Consider the following 18,745-nt stretch of genomic DNA (forward strand, 5'->3'; position numbering starts at 1 on the left):
AAGGCCGAAGCGGTTGCCCGCTCCGGCCTTTTCATGTTCGTACCTGGCGCGAAAGCCGGCCTAGCTGCCGGCGTTGTCGAGCACGGTCACCGCGCGACGGTTCTGCGTCCAGCAGCTTTCGTCGTTGCAGACCGCCACCGGACGCTCCTTGCCGTAGGAGATCGTCTTGATCCGGTTGCCCGGAATGCCGCGCGCGACGAGATAGTTGCGCACCGCATCGGCACGACGCGCGCCAAGCGCGATGTTGTACTGGCGCGTGCCACGCTCGTCGGCATGACCTTCGATCGTCACCGTGTAGCGGCTGTAGCTGCGCAGCCACTGTGCCTGCTTGTCCAGCGTCGCCGTTGCCTGCGGCGCCAGCGTCGTCTGGTCGTTGCCGAAGAACACGCGGTCACCCACATTGACCACGAAGTCCTGGCCGGTGCCGGGCTGGACGTTACCCGTCAGCCCGTCCGGCTTGGTCTGCGCGCAGGCTGCCAGCAGCATTGCACCTGCGACAACGGAGGCAATGCGCGCGCCACGGCTTCGCATCCCGAAATTCATCATGAAACCACACTCCTGATCCCCACCGCCCCGACAGGGTAAACGCTTTTACAGCGAAACCGGTTAAGCACACGTTCACCGGCATGGTTAACGATTTCTTGCGCTCCGATGTGCGGACGGACCGCACAAGCCTATCGCGCAGGCCTCATTCCAGCAAGGGAGACCAGGCCGGATCCGAGCCGAAGGCCGGCGTCGGCAGGCGCTGCTCGTTGTAGCCGGTGAGATCCACCGTCCACAATTGCGGCCCGCCATTGGCGCCCGGCGTGTCCCGGAAGAAGACCAGCACGCGGCCGTTCGGGGCCCAGGCCGGAGCCTCGTTGTGATAGCCCTCGGTGAGCACGCGTTCGGCCGAGCCATCCGGCTTCATCACACCGATCATGAAACGGCCCTGGTGCATCTTGGTGAAGGCGACCAGGTCGCCGCGCGGCGACCAGACCGGCGTCGAGTAGCGGCCCGGGCCGAAGCTGATGCGTTGCGGATTGCCGCCGCCGGCATCCATCACATAGAGCTGCTGGGTGCCGCCCCGGTCGGATTCGAACACGATCCGCTGGCCGTCCGGCGAATAGGACGGGCTCGTATCGATGGCCGGCGTGTTGGTCAGCCGCGTGGTGCGCCGCGAGCGCAGGTCCATCTCGAAGATATTGGCGTTGCCGCCCTGCTGCAGGCTCATCGCCACCCGCTGGCCATCCGGCGAGAAGCGCGGCGCGAAGGTCATGCCGGGGAAATTGCCGACCACCTCGCGCTGCCCGGTCTCGATGTTGAGCAGGTAGACGCGCGGGTCCGACCCGGCATAGGCCATGTAGGTGACTTCCTGGCGCGAAGGCGAGAAGCGCGGCGTCAGCACCAGTTCGTCACCCTTGGTGAGGTAGCGCACATTGGCGCCGTCCTGGTCCATGATCGCGAGCCGCTTGACGCGCTTGTCCTTGGTACCGGTCTCGTCGATGAACACGATACGGGTATCGAAATAGCCCTTTTCACCCGTCAGCCGTTCGTAGATCGCATCGGCGATGATATGCGCCATCCGCCTCCAGTTGTCGGAGGTCGTGAAGAACTGCTGCCCGAGCATCTGCTGGCCGGCGAACACGTCCCAGAGACGGAACTCGGCGCGGATGCGGCCGTCGGACTGGCGCTCGATCGCCCCCACGACCAGCGCCTGTGCACCGATCGGACGCCATGAGGCGAATTGCGGCGGCGTGCTGACATTGACGTTCGTTTCGATGAAGCTTGCCGGATCGAGCGGCCGGAACAGGCCCGAGCGGGTCAGGTCGGCCTTGATAACGTCCGTGATGTCATTTGCCAGCTTCTCCTCGCCGCCGGCTCCGGAAAAAGCCGGGAGCGCGATCGGGAGCGGCTCGATATTGCCCTGGGTGATGTCGATCTCCACCACGGCGGCAGCGCGAGGCACCGGCAGCAGGCCGCTGCCCCACAGCACCGCCGCGAGAAGAAGGACGGCTGCGCGCGCGGCGCGCCGGGCCAGGCTGGCGGGTGCCGGTCTGATCATCGCTTTCAGCTCCATCAATCGTGGTCCCCCGGTCGGTTCCAGGCGCGCCCTGCGGGCACGCGCGGTCAGATCCATCGCCTTGAAATCCGTCATTTTCACGCCTTTCGCGCGTCCTCTTGCGGGCATTGCCTCCGCAAATCCGGACACTCTTCCCCGCAACCGGGCGGCAAGCCTCTGTAGCACAGGCCACAAGACAGCCGAAATTCCAGGCATTGCCTCGCCCACGTCGCCGCTCCTATCCGCCGAGCAATTCGCGCGGATCGAAGTTTATGATGACCTCGCGCCACGCGTCGTATTTCTCCGCGGGCAACGAATAGGGCGCGCAGCGCAGCACGGCGCGACGCGCGCTTTCGGCCGCAATGCCGAAGGTCGGGTTGGCGCTCGAATTCATCACCTCGGGCCGTTGGTCGACCTCGCCTGCCGGCGTCAGGAACACCTTCAGCCGCACGTTCAGGTCGCCGGCGCCGGCCGCGCCCGCGGGCGGATTCCAGCAGCGCGAGATCTGGCCGCGCAGGGCATCGAGCTCCGACTGGCTCATCGTCACGCCGCTCTGGCCGAGGCGACTGCCGAGCGAGGCGGGCGTATCGGTTTGCGAGGTCGCGCCGCCCGCCGGATCGACCTTGTTGAGCAGGGCCGCGATCTGGTTCGGGTTGAAGTCGTCGCGCTTCGGCTCCTGCCGCGGCGGCGGCGTCGGCTTGGACCGCGGCCGCACCGATGGCGGCGGCGGAGGCGCTTCCGCGACCTTCTTCTCCGGCTCGGGTGCAGGCGCAGGTTCCGGCTCCGCCCTGGGCGCCGGCTGCTCGGGAGCCGGCGGCTCAGGCGCAGGCGGCGTCGGCGCGGGCGGCGTCGGCGTCGGCGGTTCCGGCGGTGCGGGTGTGGGGTCGGGTGTCGGGGCAGGCGGCGGCGTCGGCTCGGGCGTTGCCTGGCGCGGCTTGGCCGCCGTCTTCTCCGCCGGCTTTTCCTGCGGCTCCGGTTCCTTGACCGGCTTCTCCGACGGCTTGGTCGCCTCGATCTCGCGGACTTCGGCGGTTTTCTCGCCGATCCGCAATCGGGTCAGTTCCGAGATCGGCACAAGGTCCACCGGCAGGCTGTCGACCGGCGGGATGTCGAACGGCTTCGCATCGGGGAAGGAGACCACTCCCCAAAGCAGCACGACCAGATGGCCGGCAGTCGATGCGATCAGCCCGACGCGCATGGGTTTACTGCTGCTCCTCGAGCGTCACGAGGCCGAGCCGCTTGTAGCCGGCCGCGTTGATGCGCCCCATCACCCGCATGATCGTTCCGTAATCCGCGTTCTCGTCGCCGCGCACGAAGATGCGCTCCTCGTAGCCGTTGGCGGCGATCGCCTCCAGCTTCGGGATGACCTCCTCTGCGGCGATCTCCGTGTCCTGCATATAGATCCGCCCGTCGGCGGCGACAGAAATCGTGATCGGCTCGGTGGCGCCTTCCAGCGGCTTGGCCTGCGTTTCCGGCAGATCCAGCGGCACGCCGACCGTCAGCAGCGGCGCGGCCACCATGAAAATGATGAGCAGCACCAGCATCACGTCGACGAAGGGCGTGACGTTGATCTCGCTCATCGGCTGTTGACGCCGCCTGCGACGGCGGCGTCCGGTACCCTGGGTGCCTGCGCCCCCGGCCTGCATGCCCATCGGCTCAGCTCCTCTCGTCGATCTGGCGCGACAGGATGGCGGAGAACTCGTCGGCAAAACCCTCCATGCGGGCGGAGAGCTTGCCGGCATCGGCGGACAGCTTGTTGTAGGCGATCACGGCCGGAATGGCGGCCAGCAGCCCGAGCGCGGTGGCAAGCAGCGCTTCGGCGATGCCCGGCGCGACAACGGCAAGATTGGTGTTCTTCGACGCGGCGATGGCCTGGAAACTGGTCATGATGCCCCAGACGGTTCCGAACAGGCCGATGAAGGGCGCCGCCGAACCGACCGTTGCCAACACCAGCAGCCGCGCCTCGAGACGCTCGGCCTCGCGCGCGATGGTGACGTCCATCACCCGGTCGATACGCTGCTGCAGGCTGGCGATCGCCGGCCGCGCGCCCTCGTGGCTGCGTTTCCACTCGCGCATCGCCGCGATGAACAGCGCCGCCATCGAGTGATTGGCGCGGCCCGAAAGCGTGCGATAGAGCTCCTCGAGCGACTGGCCGGACCAGAACACCGTCTCGAAGCGGTTCATCTGACGCTTGGTGCGCGTATACAGAAGCCACTTGTCGACGATGATCGCCCAACACCAGATCGAGGCGATGACAAGCCCGAACATGACGAGCTTGACCACCAGATGCGCCTGCAGGAAGAGCGCGAAGAAGGACATGTCGCCCTGCGGAGCCGCGAGGGTCGTTTGTGCTAGTTCCACGGGATTCATCTAATTCTGGACCTCTTGCCCGATACCATTGGCGCACATGCCGGATCGGTTGCCGGTTGCCCGTATCGATCGGGCCAGTCGGTTTGTCCGCTGATCGACCGCCTCAATGACGAGCGATTTTGGCGAAACTGGGACTGTTTCCGCCGATAACCTGCGGCATTAAGCCAGCGTTAAGGTTACTGCCGCGTTAAGACGCGCTCGTGTCGGCTGCCGAGAGCCGCGCGGCGAGCGCTTCGGGAAGCCGCCGGGGCCGTCCGTCGGGCGAGATCACCGCGACCGTGACGCGCGCGGTGAACAGCGCCGCGCCGCCGCGCCGCACCTCCTGTGCCAGCACGATGCGCGCGCCGCGCGCCTCCTCCAGCCGCGTCGTCACTTCAAGCAGGTCGTCGATGCGGGCCGGAGCGAGAAAGTCGATCTCCATGCGCCGGACGGCGAACGCAAGCGGATCGCCGTGCTCTCCCGCCTGCAGGGCGCGATGATGGATGCCGCAAAGCCGCAGGAAATCGGACCGTCCGCGTTCGGCGAATTTCAGATAGGCGGCGTGATAGACGAGACCGGTGAAATCGGTGTCCTCGTAATAAACGCGCAGTGCCAGCACGTGCCGCCCGGCCTCGAGCCGGCCGGAAATGTCCGGCCAGTCTCCAGCCGGCAAGTCTCCGGTCGGCGAGTCTCCGGCCGGCAAGTCTCCGGTCGGCAAGGCGTCGCCCTTGTCGTCAGGCGTTGTCGTCATCGGTGAACAGCCCCATCTGCGGCATTGTCTCGCCACCCGGCACGGCCAGGCCCAGATGCCGGAACGCCTGCGGCGTCAGGATCCGCCCGCGCGGCGTGCGCTGGATATAGCCCTGCTGGATCAGGTAGGGCTCGACGATCTCCTCGATCGCGTCGCGCGGTTCGGAGAGCGCTGCGGCGATGGTCTCGATGCCCACCGGCCCGCCGCCGAACTTCAGCGCGATCTGGTTGAGATAGCGGCGATCGAGCTGGTCGAGGCCGGCATTGTCCACCTCAAGCTGTGTCAGCGACTTGTCGGCGATCGCCGCATCCACCTTCTCCTGGCCGGCGACGACGGCGAAATCCCGCACCCGGCGCAGCAGCCGCCCGGCGATCCGGGGCGTGCCACGGGCGCGCCGGGCGATCTCGCGCGCCCCGTCGACGGTCATGCCAAGGCCCAGGATGCGCGCGCCGCGCGTGACGATCAGTTCCAGTTCCTCGGCCGTGTAGAACTGCAGCCGCACCGGAATGCCGAACCGGTCGCGCAGGGGCGTCGTCAAGAGGCCGATGCGGGTCGTCGCCGCAACCAGGGTGAAGCGCGCCAGATCGATCTTCACCGAGCGCGCCGCCGGTCCCTCGCCGATGATCAGGTCGAGCTGGAAATCCTCCATCGCCGGATAGAGCACCTCCTCCACCGCCGGGCTGAGCCGGTGGATCTCGTCGATGAAGAGCACATCGCGGTCTTCCAGGTTGGTCAGGAGGGCCGCGAGGTCGCCCGCCTTGGCGATGACCGGACCGGACGTGGCGCGGAAATTGACGCCGAGTTCCCGCGCCATGATCTGGGCAAGCGTCGTCTTGCCGAGGCCCGGCGGACCGACGAAAAGCACGTGGTCGAGCGCCTCGCCGCGCGCCTTCGCCGCACCGATGAACACCTTCAGGTTGGCGCGCGCCTGCGCCTGGCCGACGAAATCGTCGAGCACCTGGGGACGCATCGTCGTGTCGATCTCGTCGCCGCGCACCTCCGGCGTGACGAGGCGGTCCGCGTCCTCGCTCATTTCGACAATTCCTTGAGCCCGAGCCGGATCAGCGTCGAGGCCTCGGCCTCCTCGCCGGCGCTCTTCACGGCGGCAGAGACCGCGGCGCTGGCCTGCGCCGGCTGGTAACCGAGGTTGACCAGCGCCGAGACGGCGTCACCCACTGCCGTCGGCACCGCCGCCTTGGCCTGCTGCGCGGCGGAAATCGTGCCCGTGTCGACGCTGGCAAAGGCCGGCGCCTTGCTCTTCAGCTCGGTGACGATGCGCTCCGCCACGCGCTTGCCTATGCCTGGCGCCCGGGCGATCTGGGCCATGTCGCCCAGCGCGATCGCATTGGCGATCTCGGACGCCTTCATCACCCCGAGCGCCGCCAGCGCCACCTTGGCGCCGACGCCCTGCACCGTCATCAGAAGCTGGAACCAGGCCTTGTCGGCGCGTGAGCCAAAACCGAAAAGGCGGATCATGTCCTCACGCACCATGGTCTCGATATGAAGCTCCGCCGCCTCCCCGGGAGAAGGCAGCGCCTGCAGCACCCGGACCGGCGCATAGACGAGATAGCCGACACCGCCGACATCGAGGATCAGGTGATCGTCGCCGATCTCGTCGACCCGGCCCTTCAGCTTTCCGATCATGCGCGGCACCCGCTCCTGAGAGACCCTCTCGTCATTTCGCCAGCTTCTCCGCGATGCGCGCCGCCGCCGGGGTTACCCGGTGCTGCGCGTGACAGATGGCAATGGCGAGCGCATCCGCCGCATCGTCCGAATTGAACGTCGCCTTCGGCATCAGGACCTTCACCATCATGCGGATCTGGTCCTTCTCGGCATGACCCGTGCCGACCACCGTCTTCTTGACGAGGTTGGGCGCGTATTCGGCAACCCCGAGCCCGTTGAGCGCCGGCACCAGCAGCGCGATGCCGCGCGCCTGGCCGAGTTTCAGCGTCGCGCCGGCGTCCTTGTTGACGAAGGTCAGTTCCACCGCCGCCTCGTCCGGCGCCTGCCGTGCAAGCACCTCCTGCAGGCCGTCATGCAGCTGCCGCAGCCGGGCCGAGAGTTCCAGGCGGTTGTCGGAAACCACTGTCCCGCTCGCCACGAAACCCATGCGGTTGCCCTCGACGACGATCACGCCCCATCCGGTGCGCCGAAGTCCGGGATCGATGCCGAGAATGCGAATCGCCGTTGCCATGGAACAAATCGGTAACGCCATTCGCGCGTCCTGACCAGCAGCGACATGGCGAACAGGTCCTTCCGGCAATCGCCGCGCGCGGAAAACCGCCGGTCGCGGGGCGGGCGATCTTGCCTTTTCGCCACGAGGGTGCAAGCTGGTCGGGACCCGCGCGACAAAGCGGACGCCCTCTCGCCGGTCCCGCCTTGCGACCCGTGCCCGCCAAAAATCCGGTCCCGATCCTTGATGCCCCAGTTTCTTGCCGACCTTGCGGCTCACCTTCCGGATACGCCGACCCTCGTCCTGCTGGCCGCCACGATCGTCATCGCCGGCATGGTGCGCGGTTTTTCCGGTTTCGGCGCGGCGATGATCTTCATGCCGGTCGCCTCGACCCTGATCGAGCCGCGCGCGGCCGCCGCCGGTTTCCTGGTGCTCGACGCCCTCGTCACCCTGCCGCTCGTCGCCGGCGCGCTGCGCCGCTGCGACTGGTCGACGGTTCTGCCCGTCAGCCTGGCGGCGGTCGCGGTGGTCCCGGTCGGCGCGGCGATCCTCGCCACCGCCGACACGACAGCCCTCAGATGGGTGCTCTCGACGATTGTGCTGGCGGCCGTCGCCCTGCTGTTGCTCGGCTGGCGCTACCAGGGCCGGCCGCGACTTGCCGCCTCGCTCGGCGTGGGCGCCGCCGCCGGCCTGCTGTCGGGCGTCTCTCAGGTCGCCGGCCCGCCGGTGGTGGTGTTCTGGGCCGCCGGTCCGAACGAGCCGGCGACGATCCGCGCCAACCTGATCACCTTTTTCGCGATCGCCAGCCTCGCCGCCTTCGCCGCCTTCTATCTCAACGGCTTCTACGATCTCGGCGTGGTGGCGCTGACGCTTGCGCTCGCGCCGGTCTACGGGCTTGGCATCCTCGCCGGGGCACGGCTCTTCGGCAAGGCCGCCCCTGCCGTCTACCGGCCGGTCGCCTATGGCGTCATCCTGTTGGCCGCCCTGTCGAGCCTTCCCGCGCTCGACGCATGGCTGCGCTGAAAACGCACCCGCTCAGGCAGCGGTCAGGCTCGCCAGGGTTTCCTCGTCGACGTCGAAGTTGGAGTAGACATTCTGCACGTCGTCGTCGTCCTCGAGCAGGCCGATGAGCTTCAGCATGGTCTGCGCCTTGTCGGCGTCGACCGGCGTCAGCGTCTGCGGCTTCCAGATGGCCTTGACGGTCTCCGCCTCGCCAAGCGAGGCCTCCAGCGCCTTGAAAACATCGCCCAGGTCCTCGAAGGCGCAGATAATGACATGCGAGGTCTCGTCGGACTGGACGTCCTCGGCTCCGGCTTCGATCGCCGCCTCGAGGATCGCATCGGCGCTCCCGGCCCCGGCCGGATAGACGATCTCCCCGACCCGGTCGAACATGAAGGCGACCGACCCGGTCTCTCCCATCGCACCGCCGCATTTGGAGAAATAGGAGCGCACGTTGGAGGCCGAACGGTTGCGGTTGTCCGTCAGCATCTCGACGATCACCGCGACGCCGGCCGGGCCGTAGCCCTCGTAGCGCAGCTCCTCGTAATTGTCGCCCTCACCGGCCTGCGACTTGTTGATCGCCCGCTGGATGTTGTCCTTGGGCATCGACTGCGCCTTGGCGTTCTGCACGGCAAGGCGCAGGCGCGGATTTGCGTTGATGTCCGGCCCGCCCATCTTCGCGGCAACCGTGATCTCCTTCGACAGCTTGGAGAAGATCTTCGAGCGCACCGCGTCCTGGCGGCCCTTGCGGTGCATGATGTTCTTGAATTGGGAATGTCCGGCCATGTCGCTTCCTGGTTCGAGCTCGGGAACGCGGGCGGCATCGGCCGGGCTTGCGCCGACCGGACGCGGCATCCAGGCGCGTTCCTCCTGGAGTGGGTCGCGGATCGGCGGGCATCCGGCGGGATGCCGCGAAACCGATCCAGTTCAAAGCTGCGGAACACCCTGGCCCGGCAAGGCCGGCGCGGGGTGGTCCTGCGGGCGGGAACGGCCAGGGCCGTTGGCGCGCGCCCTGTCCCGCCTGCAATCGTTCAAGACCGGCGCGTTATAGGCCCGGGCCTTTCGAAAATCCAGCATTGGCGTGCAAGCCGGCCGTCTCCTCCCGGGGCACGCCGTTCAGCCCTCGGCCCAGCTGGAGGGAAGGACCTGCGACAGGCGGCCGCCGATCCGCAGCGGCTCGACGGCACGGGCCAGCCCGGTCGCCTCGTCGACCTCGACCGCGACGCCGCACACGCTCGCCTCGCCCGAGGCCGGCGTGAACCGCCCCGACGGGATCTTGCGCAGGAAGCGCGAGATCGGCTCGTCCTTCTCCATGCCGAGCACGGAATCGTAATCGCCGCACATGCCGGCGTCGCTCATATAGGCGGTACCGCCCGGCAGGATCTGGTGATCGGCCGTCGGCACATGCGTATGGGTGCCGACGACCAGGGTCGCCCGCCCGTCGGCGAAATGCCCCATCGCCTGCTTCTCGCTGGTCGCCTCCGCATGCATGTCGATCACGATGGCATCGGCGACACGGCCAAGCGGCGTCGCCTCCAGCACCCGGTCGACAGCGGTGAAGGGGTCGTCGAGACTGTCCATGAAGACCCGCCCCATCACGTTCATCACCAGGATGCGCGCGCCGTTGCGGGCCGTGAAGAGATTGGCGCCGCGTCCCGGTGCGCCCGGCGGAAAGTTGAGGGGACGCAACAACCGGTCCTGCCGCTCGATATAGACCAGCGTGTCGCGCTGGTCCCACACATGGTTGCCGGTCGTCACCACGTCGGCGCCGGCGTCGAGCACGTCCTGCAGGATCTCCTCGGTGATGCCGAAACCGGCGGCGGCGTTTTCGCCATTGACGATCACGAAGTCGATCTTGTGTCGGTCGACAAGCCGCGGCAGGACATCGATCGCCGCCTGCCGGCCGCTGCGCCCGACAAGATCTCCAAGAAACAACAACCGCATGCTCAGCCGTTCTCCGTGATGTCGATGAAACCTGCCTCGGTCAGGACCCGCTGCAGGCGGCGGTCATGCGCCTCTTCGGGCACCTCGTCCACCTGCTGGACGGAAAAGGCGATGCCGACCGTCATCGGCGGTGCGCCGCGGCGTGTCCCTATCGCGGCGATCGCGCGGTCGTAATAGCCCCGGCCGTAACCGATCCGGGCCCCGCGCCCGTCGAAGGCTGCGAGCGGCACCAGCATGCAGTCGGGCACGAGTTCCTCCGCATCCGCCGGCGGCTCGACCGTGCCGAATCCGGCTCGCACCAGCTCGCTCTCGCGGGTCAGTCTCCGGAACACCAGATCGCCGCCGACAATAGCCGGCAGGCAGAGCGGGTGGCCGCGCACCCTCAGCGCGTCCATCAGCGGACGCGGATCGATCTCGTCGCGGATCGGCCAGAAGCCGGAAACAACGGACCCGGCAGGAAAATCGAGTGCATCGACCGCCTCCGCCAGGCAAAGACCCGCCTCGATCCGCGCCAGTGGCGGCAACTGTCCCCGCCGGCCGAGCGCCAGCTTGCGACACGCCGCCTTCGCCAGCGTCACGGTCGTGGGTTCTTCGGCACGTGCCGCTGCTGCACCGGAATGCACGATCGGGAAACGGTCGGGGGCGGTCATGCGGCGCGCTCCGTGGAAGATCGGCAGGGAAACGGCCGGTGCGGGAGAGACGGCGGGCGCCCGGGACGCGGCTTGCGCGGACGGGCCCCGGAAACGGGAGCTGCCGCATCGCACCGATGGAAGGGGGAGGTCATGACGTGGCCGCCTCGGCCGTTGGAGTTTGCAATCCCGGGAAACCTACTATGTAGGTGGGCGCCGTGTCTCCCGGCCCACGGGCCGGGAAAGGAACAGCTCCCTAGGGATGCGTAAGGCCCCGGGGATATGTCTCCGGACGAACCGCGCAGCCACGCCGATATCGATATAGGGATGGTTCGCCCCGATTGACAATACACGTTTTCGCATGCCGGCTTCGCGGCCGTCACGCGGCTGCCGTCACGCACGGCACGCGCACCCGTTTCAGGCATCGGCCGGCCGCATCGACTGGGCGAGACTGTCGGCCAGCGCCTCGACCCGCTCCGCTGCCGTGACGATCTTGTCGGCAATCGCCGCATCGCCGCGCGCGTTGCGCTCGAGCGCCGCCCGGCGCGCCTCGCGCAGGCTTTCCACCTCGTCCTGCAGCGCCGCAAGGCGCCGTTCGCGCTCCGCCAGTTCGTCGGTCACCATGATCCCGGCCATCACGGTCAGCCGCAAATCGCCGATCTCGCCGAAACTGCCGCGCAGGCTGTCGATGGCACTGTCGAAGCGGCGGGCGAGCGCGGTCAGCCGCTCCTCTTCCCCGTCGTCGCATGCCATCCGGAAACTGCGCCCGTTGATCGTGACGATAATCTGCGCCATTGCCGCGTTCCTCTCGCCCGCCCCTTACCCGCCGTGGGTTTCAAGAACGGAACGGATCGATTCCATTGCCGAGACCAGACGCCGGGAGACCTCCCGGTTGGCGTCTTCCAGGCGGGCGACGCGCGTCTCCGCCGTGTCGAGCGTTGCTGCCAGCGACGAGCGATCCTCGCCGAGCCGCTGCAGCTCGTCCTGCAGTCCGTTCAAGGACATGTCCGCCTCAAGCCGGCGCTGGACGGCGGCGTCGAGCCGGTTCACCGCGCGCGCCAGCCGGTCGATCGCCGCCTCGACACTGTGGCCGGGCGAAACGGACGATCCCGAAAGACGGTGCTCGCCATCCGTCGTCATGCCCGATGTGTCGTCCATCGCGATCCCCGGTTATCGCCAACTGCGTGCCTTGCTTTAAGGACGCGCGCGAAGCGCTTGTTAAAAGCCGCTATAGCATTCCTTTGTCCGCGATGCGAGATCGGCCGGCCGCCGGATGCATCTTCGCGGGCGAGCGCGCGCAAACGGCAAGTCTGCGCATTCCTGCCATCCGCTTTGTTGACTCGCCCAAGGTTCCTGATATTTGTCGGGCCGCCTCGGCGGGGGTCCGGCGGCGGCCGGTCCCGGCCACCGAAAAACCGACATTGCCGGCGGCCCAGCGCCCCGGCCCGCGACCGGATATCCGGCGCGGCACCCGCCTCTCCCGGGTACAGCCGGGGACGCGGCACGGGGCGATCCAGCGGGGCGGCCGAAGAGCCGCCCGTATCAAGGACTTACATGCCCTTGCGGGCCGCCGACAGGGACGAACGGAACCAGATGACCGATCTCGACAAGCACCATCGCATGGCCAATGCGATCCGTTTCCTCGCAGCCGATGCCGTGGAAGCGGCCAAGTCCGGCCATCCCGGCTTGCCGATGGGCGCGGCCGACATCGCCACCGTGCTGTTCACGCAGGTCATGCATTACGACCCGACCCGGCCCGACTGGCCGGACCGTGACCGCTTCGTGCTGTCCGCGGGCCACGGCTCCATGCTGCTCTACGCCGTTCACTACCTGCTCGGCTCCGAGGACTTCACCCTCGACCAGATCAGGAATTTCCGGCAGATCGGCGCGCTGACCGCGGGCCATCCGGAATTCGGCCACGGCGCCGGCATCGAGACGACCACGGGCCCGCTCGGCCAGGGACTTGCCAATGCCGTCGGCATGGCGATGTCCGAAAGGCATCTGCGCGAGACGTTCGGCGCGGACATCGTCGATCACCGCACCTATGTGCTCGCCGGCGACGGCTGCCTCATGGAAGGCATCAGCCAGGAAGCAATCTCGCTCGCCGGTCACCTGAAGCTGGACCACCTGATTGTCATCTGGGACGACAACGGCATCTCGATCGACGGCAAGGTCTCGATCTCCGATTCAACCGACCAGATCGCACGTTTCCAGGCAAGCGGCTGGAACACGGTCGCCATTGACGGCCACGATCCGGTGGCCATTGCCGCCGCCCTCAACGAGGCGCGCGACAGCGACCGCCCGACCCTGATCGCGGCGAAGACGACCATCGGCTTCGGCGCGCCCAACAAGGCCGGCTCGGAGAAGGTACACGGTTCGCCACTCGGCGCCGAGGAACTGGCCGCCACCCGCAAGGCGCTCGGCTGGGCCCACGAGGCCTTCGACGTTCCCAGCGACATCATCGACGCCTGGCGGATCGCCGGCCTGCGCTGCGGCCAGACGCGCAAGGAATGGGAAAAGCGGCTTGCCGCCGCCGATCCGGAGATGCGCGGCGAATTCGAGCGGCGCCTGCGCGGCGACCTGCCGGCGGCCTTTGCCACCGAGATGGACAAGCTGAAGAAGCAGATCGCCCACGACAAGCCGGTGATGGCGACCCGCAAGGCGTCGGAATACGTGCTCGGCACCATCACCCGCGTCGTTCCCGAGACGATCGGCGGTTCCGCCGACCTGACCGGTTCCAACAACACCCGCACCGCCGACACCAGGGCGATCACGCCGGACGACTTCACCGGCCGCTATGTCCACTGGGGCATTCGCGAGCACGGCATGGCGGCCGCGATGAACGGCATGGCCCTGCATGGCGGCACGATCCCCTATTCGGGCACCTTCCTGGTGTTTTCCGACTATGCCCGGCCGGCGATGCGCCTCGCGGCCCTGATGGGCCAGCGCGTCATCCATGTGATGACCCATGACAGCATCGGCCTTGGCGAGGACGGTCCGACCCACCAGCCGGTCGAGCATTACGCCGCGCTGCGCGCCATTCCCAATCTCGATTTCTACCGCCCGGCGGACGTCACCGAGACCCTGGAATGCTGGCAACTGGCGCTGGAGACCCCCGACACGCCAAGCGTCCTGGCGCTGACCCGCCAGAACCTGCCGGCTGTGCGCAAGACCTACGAGGCGGAAAACCTCTGCGCGCGCGGCGCCTATGTCGTCGCCGACAGCGGCGAGAGCCCGGCGGTGACGATCTTCGCCTCCGGCTCCGAGGTCGAGATCGCCCTTGCCGCCCGCGAGGCGCTCGAGGCGGCCGGCACCGCGACCCGCGTCGTCTCGGTCCCCTGCATGGAGCGTTTCGAGCGCCAGTCGCAGGACTACCAGGACGACATGATCGGCGGCGCCGGCGTCTGCGTCGCTGTCGAGACCGGCATCCGGCAGGGCTGGGACCGCATCATCGGCCGTGACGGCATCTTCATCGGCATGACCGGCTTCGGCGCCAGCGGCCCGTACCAGCAGCTCTACAGCCATTTCGGCATCACCGCCGAGGCCGTCGTCGCCGCCGTCAACGCGCGGCTCTGACCCTGCCTTCGACAAACCGGGGACGGGCGGTCACGGACCGCCCGTCCCCGCTGTTGCGCACGCACGCCTGTCGGCTGTAAGAACAGGTCGATCATCGGGAGGTCGACGCCGTGCCGCAGACTGAGGAGAACCACCGCAGCGTCGACAGGCTCTGGCGGCAAGTCGCCGAGCGGCCCTGGATTCTCGCCGGTGCCGTTCTGGCCGCTCTCGTTCTGCTTCCGCTGGCCGTCTGGCTTGACCTGCGCAACCTCTCCGACACCTCGCTGGCGACGCAGGCGCGCACCCTGAACGCCATGATCTCGGACATCCGCGCCTATTACGGCGCCAATGTCGTCGGCCGCGTCCAGGCTTTCGACGGCGACACCGTCGCCGTGCACAATTACGAGGACGTACCGGGCGCCGTCCCCATTCCCGCCACGCTGTCGCTGGAGCTCGGCGGGGTCATCGCCGGCCGTGGCGGCGGCGATGTCAACTATCGCTTCGTGTCCGACCAGGCTTTCCGCAACCGCGCGCCACACCGGCTCGACGACTTCGAGACGCGGGCGCTCGCCCGCTTTCGCGAGACCCGCGCCGCGGACGGCATCGCCTCCGAACTCTCCGGCTCACTCTTCGAGCGCGAGATCCGCATGGCCGTGCCGGTCGTCATGGGACAGGCCTGCGTTTCCTGCCACAACACCCATCCCGAAAGCCCCAAGCGCGACTGGCAGGTCGGCGACGTCCGCGGCATCCAGGCCATCACGGTTCACCAGCCGATCGCGAAGAACCTCTTCTCCTTCAAGTATCTCTTCCTCTACTTCGCCGGCGCAGGCACCTTCGGCATCGCCTTTGCCGGTCTTCAATGGCGCCAGGCCAACGCCTTCCGGCGCATGAACGCCGAGCTGGAGGAGGCCAACGGCTTCCTCGCCTCCATCTCGATGAAGATCTCGAAATATCTCTCGCCGCAGATCTACAAGTCGATCTTCTCGGGCGAGAAGGACGTGGTGATCTCTACCGAGCGCAAGAAGCTCACCATCTTCTTCTCCGACATCAAGGACTTCACCGAGACGGCCGAGCATCTCCAGCCGGAAGAGCTCACCAGCCTGCTCAACGAGTATTTCACGGAGATGTCCACCATCGCGCAGGCTCATGGCGCGACGGTCGACAAATTCATCGGCGACGCGATCCTCGCCTTTTTCGGCGACCCGGAAACGCGCGGCGCGCGCGAGGACGCCAATGCCTGCCTGGACATGGCGATCGCCATGCAGCGGCGGATGGCGGAACTGAAAGCGCAGTGGCGCCGGCGCGGCATCGAAAAGCCGTTCGAGGTGCGCATGGGCATCAACACCGGCTATTGCAACGTCGGCAATTTCGGGTCCGCCGACCGGATGGACTACACGATCATCGGCGCGGAGGCGAACCTTGCCGCGCGCCTGCAGGGCATTGCCGAGCCCGGCGGCATCGTCATCTCCTACGAGACCTGGGCCCATGTACAGGACCGGGTGCGGGTGCGCCGGCTCGAGCCGATCACGCTGAAGGGCATTCCCGGCGAGATCGTGCCCTATGCCGTGGAAGGCCTTCACGACCTCGCCATGCCGGATCCGGAGACGATCACCGAGGACAACGAGGGACTGTTTCTCCGCCTCGACATCGGAAAGCTCGACGCCAACGCGCGGCGCAAGGCCGAGGCCGTGCTGGAGAAGGCGCTCGGCGCGGTGCGCATGCGCGACGGCGGTGTTTGACCCCGGCCGGACCCGCGACAGGCGCGCCCGCGACCGATATATGTTGCCGGACCCCGTTGCATCCTTGACGAGGCTTCTGTAACCAGCGTTCGGGTGCCCTCGGACGGCGCTCCAATGACGACAAGAGCCGGACAGTTCCTCACCAGACGGTCGGGCTCCACCAGTTCATCGCCAAGGATGCGGTTCGCCGCCACAGGAGAGACAAGCATGACCGTGAAGGTTGCCATCAACGGATTTGGTCGCATCGGACGCAACGTGCTGCGCGCCATCGTGGAATCGGGCCGCACCGACATCCAGGTCGTTGCCATCAACGATCTCGGACCGGTCGAGACCAACGCCCACCTGCTGCGCTACGACTCCGTCCATGGCCGCTTCCCGGCGACGGTGACGGTCGACGGCGACACGATCGACGTCGGCACCGGCCCGATCAAGGTCACCGCGATCCGCGACCCGAAGGAGCTGCCCTGGGGCGCGCTCGGCGTCGACGTGGCGCTGGAATGCACCGGCATCTTCGCCGACCGCGAGAAGGCCTCCGTCCACCTTGCCAACGGTTCGAAGCGCGTGCTGGTGTCCGCCCCGGCGTCCGGTGCCGACAAGACGATCGTCTACGGCGTCAACCATGACACGCTGACCAGCGCCGACACGGTCGTCTCGAACGCGTCCTGCACCACCAACTGCCTGGCTCCGGTCGCCTATGTCCTCAACGAGGCCATCGGCATCGAGACCGGCTTCATGACGACGATCCACTCCTATACCGGCGACCAGCCGACCCTCGACACGATGCACAAGGACCTCTACCGGGGCCGGGCGGCGGCGCTGTCGATGATCCCGACCTCGACCGGCGCGGCCAAGGCGGTCGGCCTCGTCCTGCCGGAGCTGAACGGCAAGCTCGACGGCGTCTCGATCCGCGTGCCGACGCCGAATGTCTCGGTCGTCGACCTGAAGTTCGTCGCCAAGCGCTCGACCACGGTCGCCGAGATCAACGACGCGATCCGCGCGGCGGCCGACGGCAAGCTCAAGGGCATTCTCGGCTATACCGACGAGCCGCTGGTCTCCAGCGACTTCAACCACGATCCGCATTCGTCGATCTTCCACATGGACCAGACCAAGGTCATGGACGGCACGCTCGTCCGCATCCTGACCTGGTACGACAACGAATGGGGCTTCTCCAACCGCATGTCGGACACCGCGGTCGCGCTGGCGAAGACGATCTGAACGCACACCGGACGGGGCGGCCGCCGCAAGGTCGCCCCGATCCTGTGACAGACCGCGACAGGCGCCTCTGACGGCGCCTCCCTGGCGCCCCCGAGACGGGGTCAATGGCAGGCGCGCGAAGCGCCGCAATGCAATCGGGTAGCAAGCGATGACCTTCAAGACCCTCGACGACATGGGTGGCCTTACCGGCAAGCGCGTTCTCGTGCGCGTCGACCTGAACGTGCCCATGGACGGCAACAGGGTGACCGACGCGACCCGGATCGACCGCGTCCTGCCGACGATCCGCGAGCTGTCCGACAAGGGCGCGCGCGTCGTGCTGCTCGCCCATTTCGGCCGTCCCAAGGGCGCCGTCATGCCCGAGATGAGCCTCGCCCCGGTCGCCGCCGCCCTGACCGAACGTCTCGGCCGGCCGGTTGCCTTCGCCGCCGACTGCATCGGCGAGCTTGCCGCCGCCACCGTCGAGGGGCTCAAGGACGGCGACGTGGCGCTGCTCGAGAACACACGCTTCCATGCCGGCGAGGAGAAGAACGAGGCGGCCTTCGCCGACGCGCTGGCCGCCCTTGGCGATCTCTATGTCAACGACGCCTTCTCCGCCGCGCACCGCGCCCATGCCTCGACCGAAGGCCTCGCCCGGCGCCTGCCGGCCTGTGCCGGCCGCACCATGCAGGCCGAACTGGAGGCGCTCGCCGCCGCGCTGACGACGCCGGTGCGACCGGTTCTGGCCGTTGTCGGCGGCGCCAAGGTCTCCTCCAAGATCGAGCTGCTCGACAATCTCGTGAAGAAGGTCGACATGCTGGTCATCGGTGGCGGCATGGCCAACACCTTCCTCGCCGCCCAGGGCAAGGATGTCGGCAAGTCGCTGTGCGAACACGACCTGGCCGACACGGCGCGCCGTATCATCGAGACCGCCAAGGCGTCGGGTTGCGAGATCGTGCTGCCGGTCGACGCGGTCGTGGCGCGCGAATTCAGGGCCGGCGCCGCCAACGAGACCGTTTCCGTCGACGCGGTTCCCGCCGACGCGATGATCCTCGATATCGGCGCCCGGTCGGTCGTCAACGTCAAGGCGAAGATCGATGCCGCCGCGACGCTCGTGTGGAACGGCCCGCTCGGCGCCTTCGAGATCGCGCCCTTCGACATCGCCACGGTGACTGCCGCCCGCTATGCCGCCGCACGCAGCAAGAACGGCCCGCTCGTCACGGTGGCTGGCGGCGGCGACACCGTCGCCGCACTCAACCACGCCGGCGCCGCCGGCGACTTTTCCTACGTCTCCACCGCCGGCGGTGCCTTCCTCGAATGGCTCGAGGGCAAGGCCCTTCCGGGCGTGGTCGCGCTGCAGGATTAATCCTTTCG

Annotated in this window: 19 protein-coding genes and 1 other RNA gene; 5 read left to right on the forward strand and 15 right to left on the reverse strand. The window is 67.7% G+C overall.

The features are described from left to right. Window positions 1-60: 60 nt before the first annotated feature. The 9 genes from pal to ruvC all read right to left on the reverse strand — a co-directional run bounded on the left by pal (window position 61) and on the right by ruvC (window position 7,335). The gene (pal, locus tag ACQY46_RS00690; RefSeq protein ID WP_428698410.1) at window positions 61-546 is read right to left on the reverse strand and encodes a peptidoglycan-associated lipoprotein Pal; all 486 of its coding nucleotides are present in this window, start codon (window positions 544-546) and stop codon (window positions 61-63) included. A gap of 142 nt (window positions 547-688) precedes the next feature. Continuing rightward, window positions 689-2,044 carry a Tol-Pal system beta propeller repeat protein TolB gene (gene tolB / locus ACQY46_RS00695; RefSeq protein WP_428698411.1) on the reverse strand — a complete coding sequence of 452 codons (1,356 nt, stop codon included), beginning with the start codon at window positions 2,042-2,044 and terminating at the stop codon, window positions 689-691. 235 nt (window positions 2,045-2,279) lie between these two features. Next, complete coding sequence (locus ACQY46_RS00700; protein ID WP_428698412.1) at window positions 2,280-3,239, reverse strand: cell envelope biogenesis protein TolA; 960 nt, start codon at window positions 3,237-3,239, stop codon at window positions 2,280-2,282. Between the two features lie 4 nt (window positions 3,240-3,243). After that, a complete protein-coding gene (gene tolR, locus ACQY46_RS00705) occupies window positions 3,244-3,693 on the reverse strand; it encodes a protein TolR (RefSeq protein ID WP_428698413.1) in 450 nt (149 codons plus the stop codon). A 4-nt stretch (window positions 3,694-3,697) separates the two neighbouring features. Beyond that, on the reverse strand, window positions 3,698-4,411 hold the full coding sequence (gene tolQ, locus ACQY46_RS00710; protein WP_306029088.1) for a protein TolQ: 714 nt from the start codon (window positions 4,409-4,411) through the stop codon (window positions 3,698-3,700). 187 nt (window positions 4,412-4,598) lie between these two features. Further along, entirely contained in the window at window positions 4,599-5,141 is a 543-nt protein-coding gene (ybgC, locus tag ACQY46_RS00715) for a tol-pal system-associated acyl-CoA thioesterase (protein WP_428698414.1), read from the reverse strand. Continuing rightward, window positions 5,125-6,174 (reverse strand): Holliday junction branch migration DNA helicase RuvB, encoded by a 1,050-nt coding sequence (gene ruvB / locus ACQY46_RS00720; protein ID WP_428698415.1) that lies wholly within the window; start codon window positions 6,172-6,174, stop codon window positions 5,125-5,127. Before ruvB ends, ybgC begins: the two co-directional genes overlap by 17 nt. After that, the gene (ruvA, locus tag ACQY46_RS00725; RefSeq protein WP_428698416.1) at window positions 6,171-6,785 is read right to left on the reverse strand and encodes a Holliday junction branch migration protein RuvA; all 615 of its coding nucleotides are present in this window, start codon (window positions 6,783-6,785) and stop codon (window positions 6,171-6,173) included. Before ruvA ends, ruvB begins: the two co-directional genes overlap by 4 nt. Window positions 6,786-6,816: 31 nt before the next feature. Further along, entirely contained in the window at window positions 6,817-7,335 is a 519-nt protein-coding gene (ruvC, locus tag ACQY46_RS00730; protein WP_428698417.1) for a crossover junction endodeoxyribonuclease RuvC, read from the reverse strand. A gap of 225 nt (window positions 7,336-7,560) precedes the next feature. Here ruvC and ACQY46_RS00735 point away from each other — a divergent pair, with 225 nt between their 5' ends. Then, window positions 7,561-8,337 carry a TSUP family transporter gene (locus ACQY46_RS00735; protein WP_428698418.1) on the forward strand — a complete coding sequence of 259 codons (777 nt, stop codon included), beginning with the start codon at window positions 7,561-7,563 and terminating at the stop codon, window positions 8,335-8,337. 12 nt (window positions 8,338-8,349) lie between these two features. On the opposite strand, the gene ACQY46_RS00740 is transcribed toward ACQY46_RS00735, so the two are convergent. The 6 genes from ACQY46_RS00740 to ACQY46_RS00765 all read right to left on the reverse strand — a co-directional run bounded on the left by ACQY46_RS00740 (window position 8,350) and on the right by ACQY46_RS00765 (window position 12,044). Beyond that, a complete protein-coding gene (locus tag ACQY46_RS00740; protein ID WP_428698419.1) occupies window positions 8,350-9,099 on the reverse strand; it encodes a YebC/PmpR family DNA-binding transcriptional regulator in 750 nt (249 codons plus the stop codon). Between the two features lie 330 nt (window positions 9,100-9,429). Further along, entirely contained in the window at window positions 9,430-10,257 is an 828-nt protein-coding gene (locus ACQY46_RS00745; RefSeq protein ID WP_428698420.1) for a TIGR00282 family metallophosphoesterase, read from the reverse strand. Window positions 10,258-10,259: 2 nt separating this feature from the next. Next, a complete protein-coding gene (locus ACQY46_RS00750; RefSeq protein WP_428698421.1) occupies window positions 10,260-10,907 on the reverse strand; it encodes a 5-formyltetrahydrofolate cyclo-ligase in 648 nt (215 codons plus the stop codon). Between the two features lie 134 nt (window positions 10,908-11,041). After that, a non-coding RNA gene (gene ssrS, locus ACQY46_RS00755) (6S RNA) lies at window positions 11,042-11,197 on the reverse strand. 106 nt (window positions 11,198-11,303) lie between these two features. Further along, the gene (locus ACQY46_RS00760; RefSeq protein WP_428698422.1) at window positions 11,304-11,681 is read right to left on the reverse strand and encodes a cell division protein ZapA; all 378 of its coding nucleotides are present in this window, start codon (window positions 11,679-11,681) and stop codon (window positions 11,304-11,306) included. 24 nt (window positions 11,682-11,705) lie between these two features. Further along, window positions 11,706-12,044 (reverse strand): DUF4164 domain-containing protein, encoded by a 339-nt coding sequence (locus tag ACQY46_RS00765; RefSeq protein ID WP_428698423.1) that lies wholly within the window; start codon window positions 12,042-12,044, stop codon window positions 11,706-11,708. A gap of 435 nt (window positions 12,045-12,479) precedes the next feature. Here ACQY46_RS00765 and tkt point away from each other — a divergent pair, with 435 nt between their 5' ends. The 4 genes from tkt to ACQY46_RS00785 all read left to right on the forward strand — a co-directional run bounded on the left by tkt (window position 12,480) and on the right by ACQY46_RS00785 (window position 18,737). Next, window positions 12,480-14,462 (forward strand): transketolase, encoded by a 1,983-nt coding sequence (gene tkt / locus ACQY46_RS00770; RefSeq protein WP_428698424.1) that lies wholly within the window; start codon window positions 12,480-12,482, stop codon window positions 14,460-14,462. 293 nt (window positions 14,463-14,755) lie between these two features. Continuing rightward, window positions 14,756-16,180: an adenylate/guanylate cyclase domain-containing protein gene (locus tag ACQY46_RS00775; protein WP_428700380.1), complete on the forward strand. Its 1,425-nt coding sequence runs from the start codon at window positions 14,756-14,758 to the stop codon at window positions 16,178-16,180. 207 nt (window positions 16,181-16,387) lie between these two features. Continuing rightward, window positions 16,388-17,395: a type I glyceraldehyde-3-phosphate dehydrogenase gene (gene gap, locus ACQY46_RS00780; RefSeq protein WP_428698425.1), complete on the forward strand. Its 1,008-nt coding sequence runs from the start codon at window positions 16,388-16,390 to the stop codon at window positions 17,393-17,395. A 148-nt stretch (window positions 17,396-17,543) separates the two neighbouring features. Next, window positions 17,544-18,737, forward strand: coding sequence for a phosphoglycerate kinase (locus tag ACQY46_RS00785; RefSeq protein WP_428698426.1), 1,194 nt, complete (start codon window positions 17,544-17,546; stop codon window positions 18,735-18,737). Window positions 18,738-18,745: the final 8 nt, after the last annotated feature.

Source organism: Stappia sp. (assembly GCF_965276915.1).
Lineage (GTDB): Bacteria > Pseudomonadota > Alphaproteobacteria > Rhizobiales > Stappiaceae > Stappia.

Coding starts and splice junctions, on each gene's coding strand:
- pal (WP_428698410.1), bottom strand. CDS start 546: ATGATGAATTTCGGGATGCGAAGCCGTGGCGCGCGCATTGCCTCCGTT.
- tolB (WP_428698411.1), bottom strand. CDS start 2,044: ATGATCAGACCGGCACCCGCCAGCCTGGCCCGGCGCGCCGCGCGCGCA.
- ACQY46_RS00700 (WP_428698412.1), bottom strand. CDS start 3,239: ATGCGCGTCGGGCTGATCGCATCGACTGCCGGCCATCTGGTCGTGCTG.
- tolR (WP_428698413.1), bottom strand. CDS start 3,693: ATGGGCATGCAGGCCGGGGGCGCAGGCACCCAGGGTACCGGACGCCGC.
- tolQ (WP_306029088.1), bottom strand. CDS start 4,411: ATGAATCCCGTGGAACTAGCACAAACGACCCTCGCGGCTCCGCAGGGC.
- ybgC (WP_428698414.1), bottom strand. CDS start 5,141: ATGACGACAACGCCTGACGACAAGGGCGACGCCTTGCCGACCGGAGAC.
- ruvB (WP_428698415.1), bottom strand. CDS start 6,174: ATGAGCGAGGACGCGGACCGCCTCGTCACGCCGGAGGTGCGCGGCGAC.
- ruvA (WP_428698416.1), bottom strand. CDS start 6,785: ATGATCGGAAAGCTGAAGGGCCGGGTCGACGAGATCGGCGACGATCAC.
- ruvC (WP_428698417.1), bottom strand. CDS start 7,335: ATGGCAACGGCGATTCGCATTCTCGGCATCGATCCCGGACTTCGGCGC.
- ACQY46_RS00735 (WP_428698418.1), top strand. CDS start 7,561: ATGCCCCAGTTTCTTGCCGACCTTGCGGCTCACCTTCCGGATACGCCG.
- ACQY46_RS00740 (WP_428698419.1), bottom strand. CDS start 9,099: ATGGCCGGACATTCCCAATTCAAGAACATCATGCACCGCAAGGGCCGC.
- ACQY46_RS00745 (WP_428698420.1), bottom strand. CDS start 10,257: ATGCGGTTGTTGTTTCTTGGAGATCTTGTCGGGCGCAGCGGCCGGCAG.
- ACQY46_RS00750 (WP_428698421.1), bottom strand. CDS start 10,907: ATGACCGCCCCCGACCGTTTCCCGATCGTGCATTCCGGTGCAGCAGCG.
- ACQY46_RS00760 (WP_428698422.1), bottom strand. CDS start 11,681: ATGGCGCAGATTATCGTCACGATCAACGGGCGCAGTTTCCGGATGGCA.
- ACQY46_RS00765 (WP_428698423.1), bottom strand. CDS start 12,044: ATGGACGACACATCGGGCATGACGACGGATGGCGAGCACCGTCTTTCG.
- tkt (WP_428698424.1), top strand. CDS start 12,480: ATGACCGATCTCGACAAGCACCATCGCATGGCCAATGCGATCCGTTTC.
- ACQY46_RS00775 (WP_428700380.1), top strand. CDS start 14,756: ATGATCTCGGACATCCGCGCCTATTACGGCGCCAATGTCGTCGGCCGC.
- gap (WP_428698425.1), top strand. CDS start 16,388: ATGACCGTGAAGGTTGCCATCAACGGATTTGGTCGCATCGGACGCAAC.
- ACQY46_RS00785 (WP_428698426.1), top strand. CDS start 17,544: ATGACCTTCAAGACCCTCGACGACATGGGTGGCCTTACCGGCAAGCGC.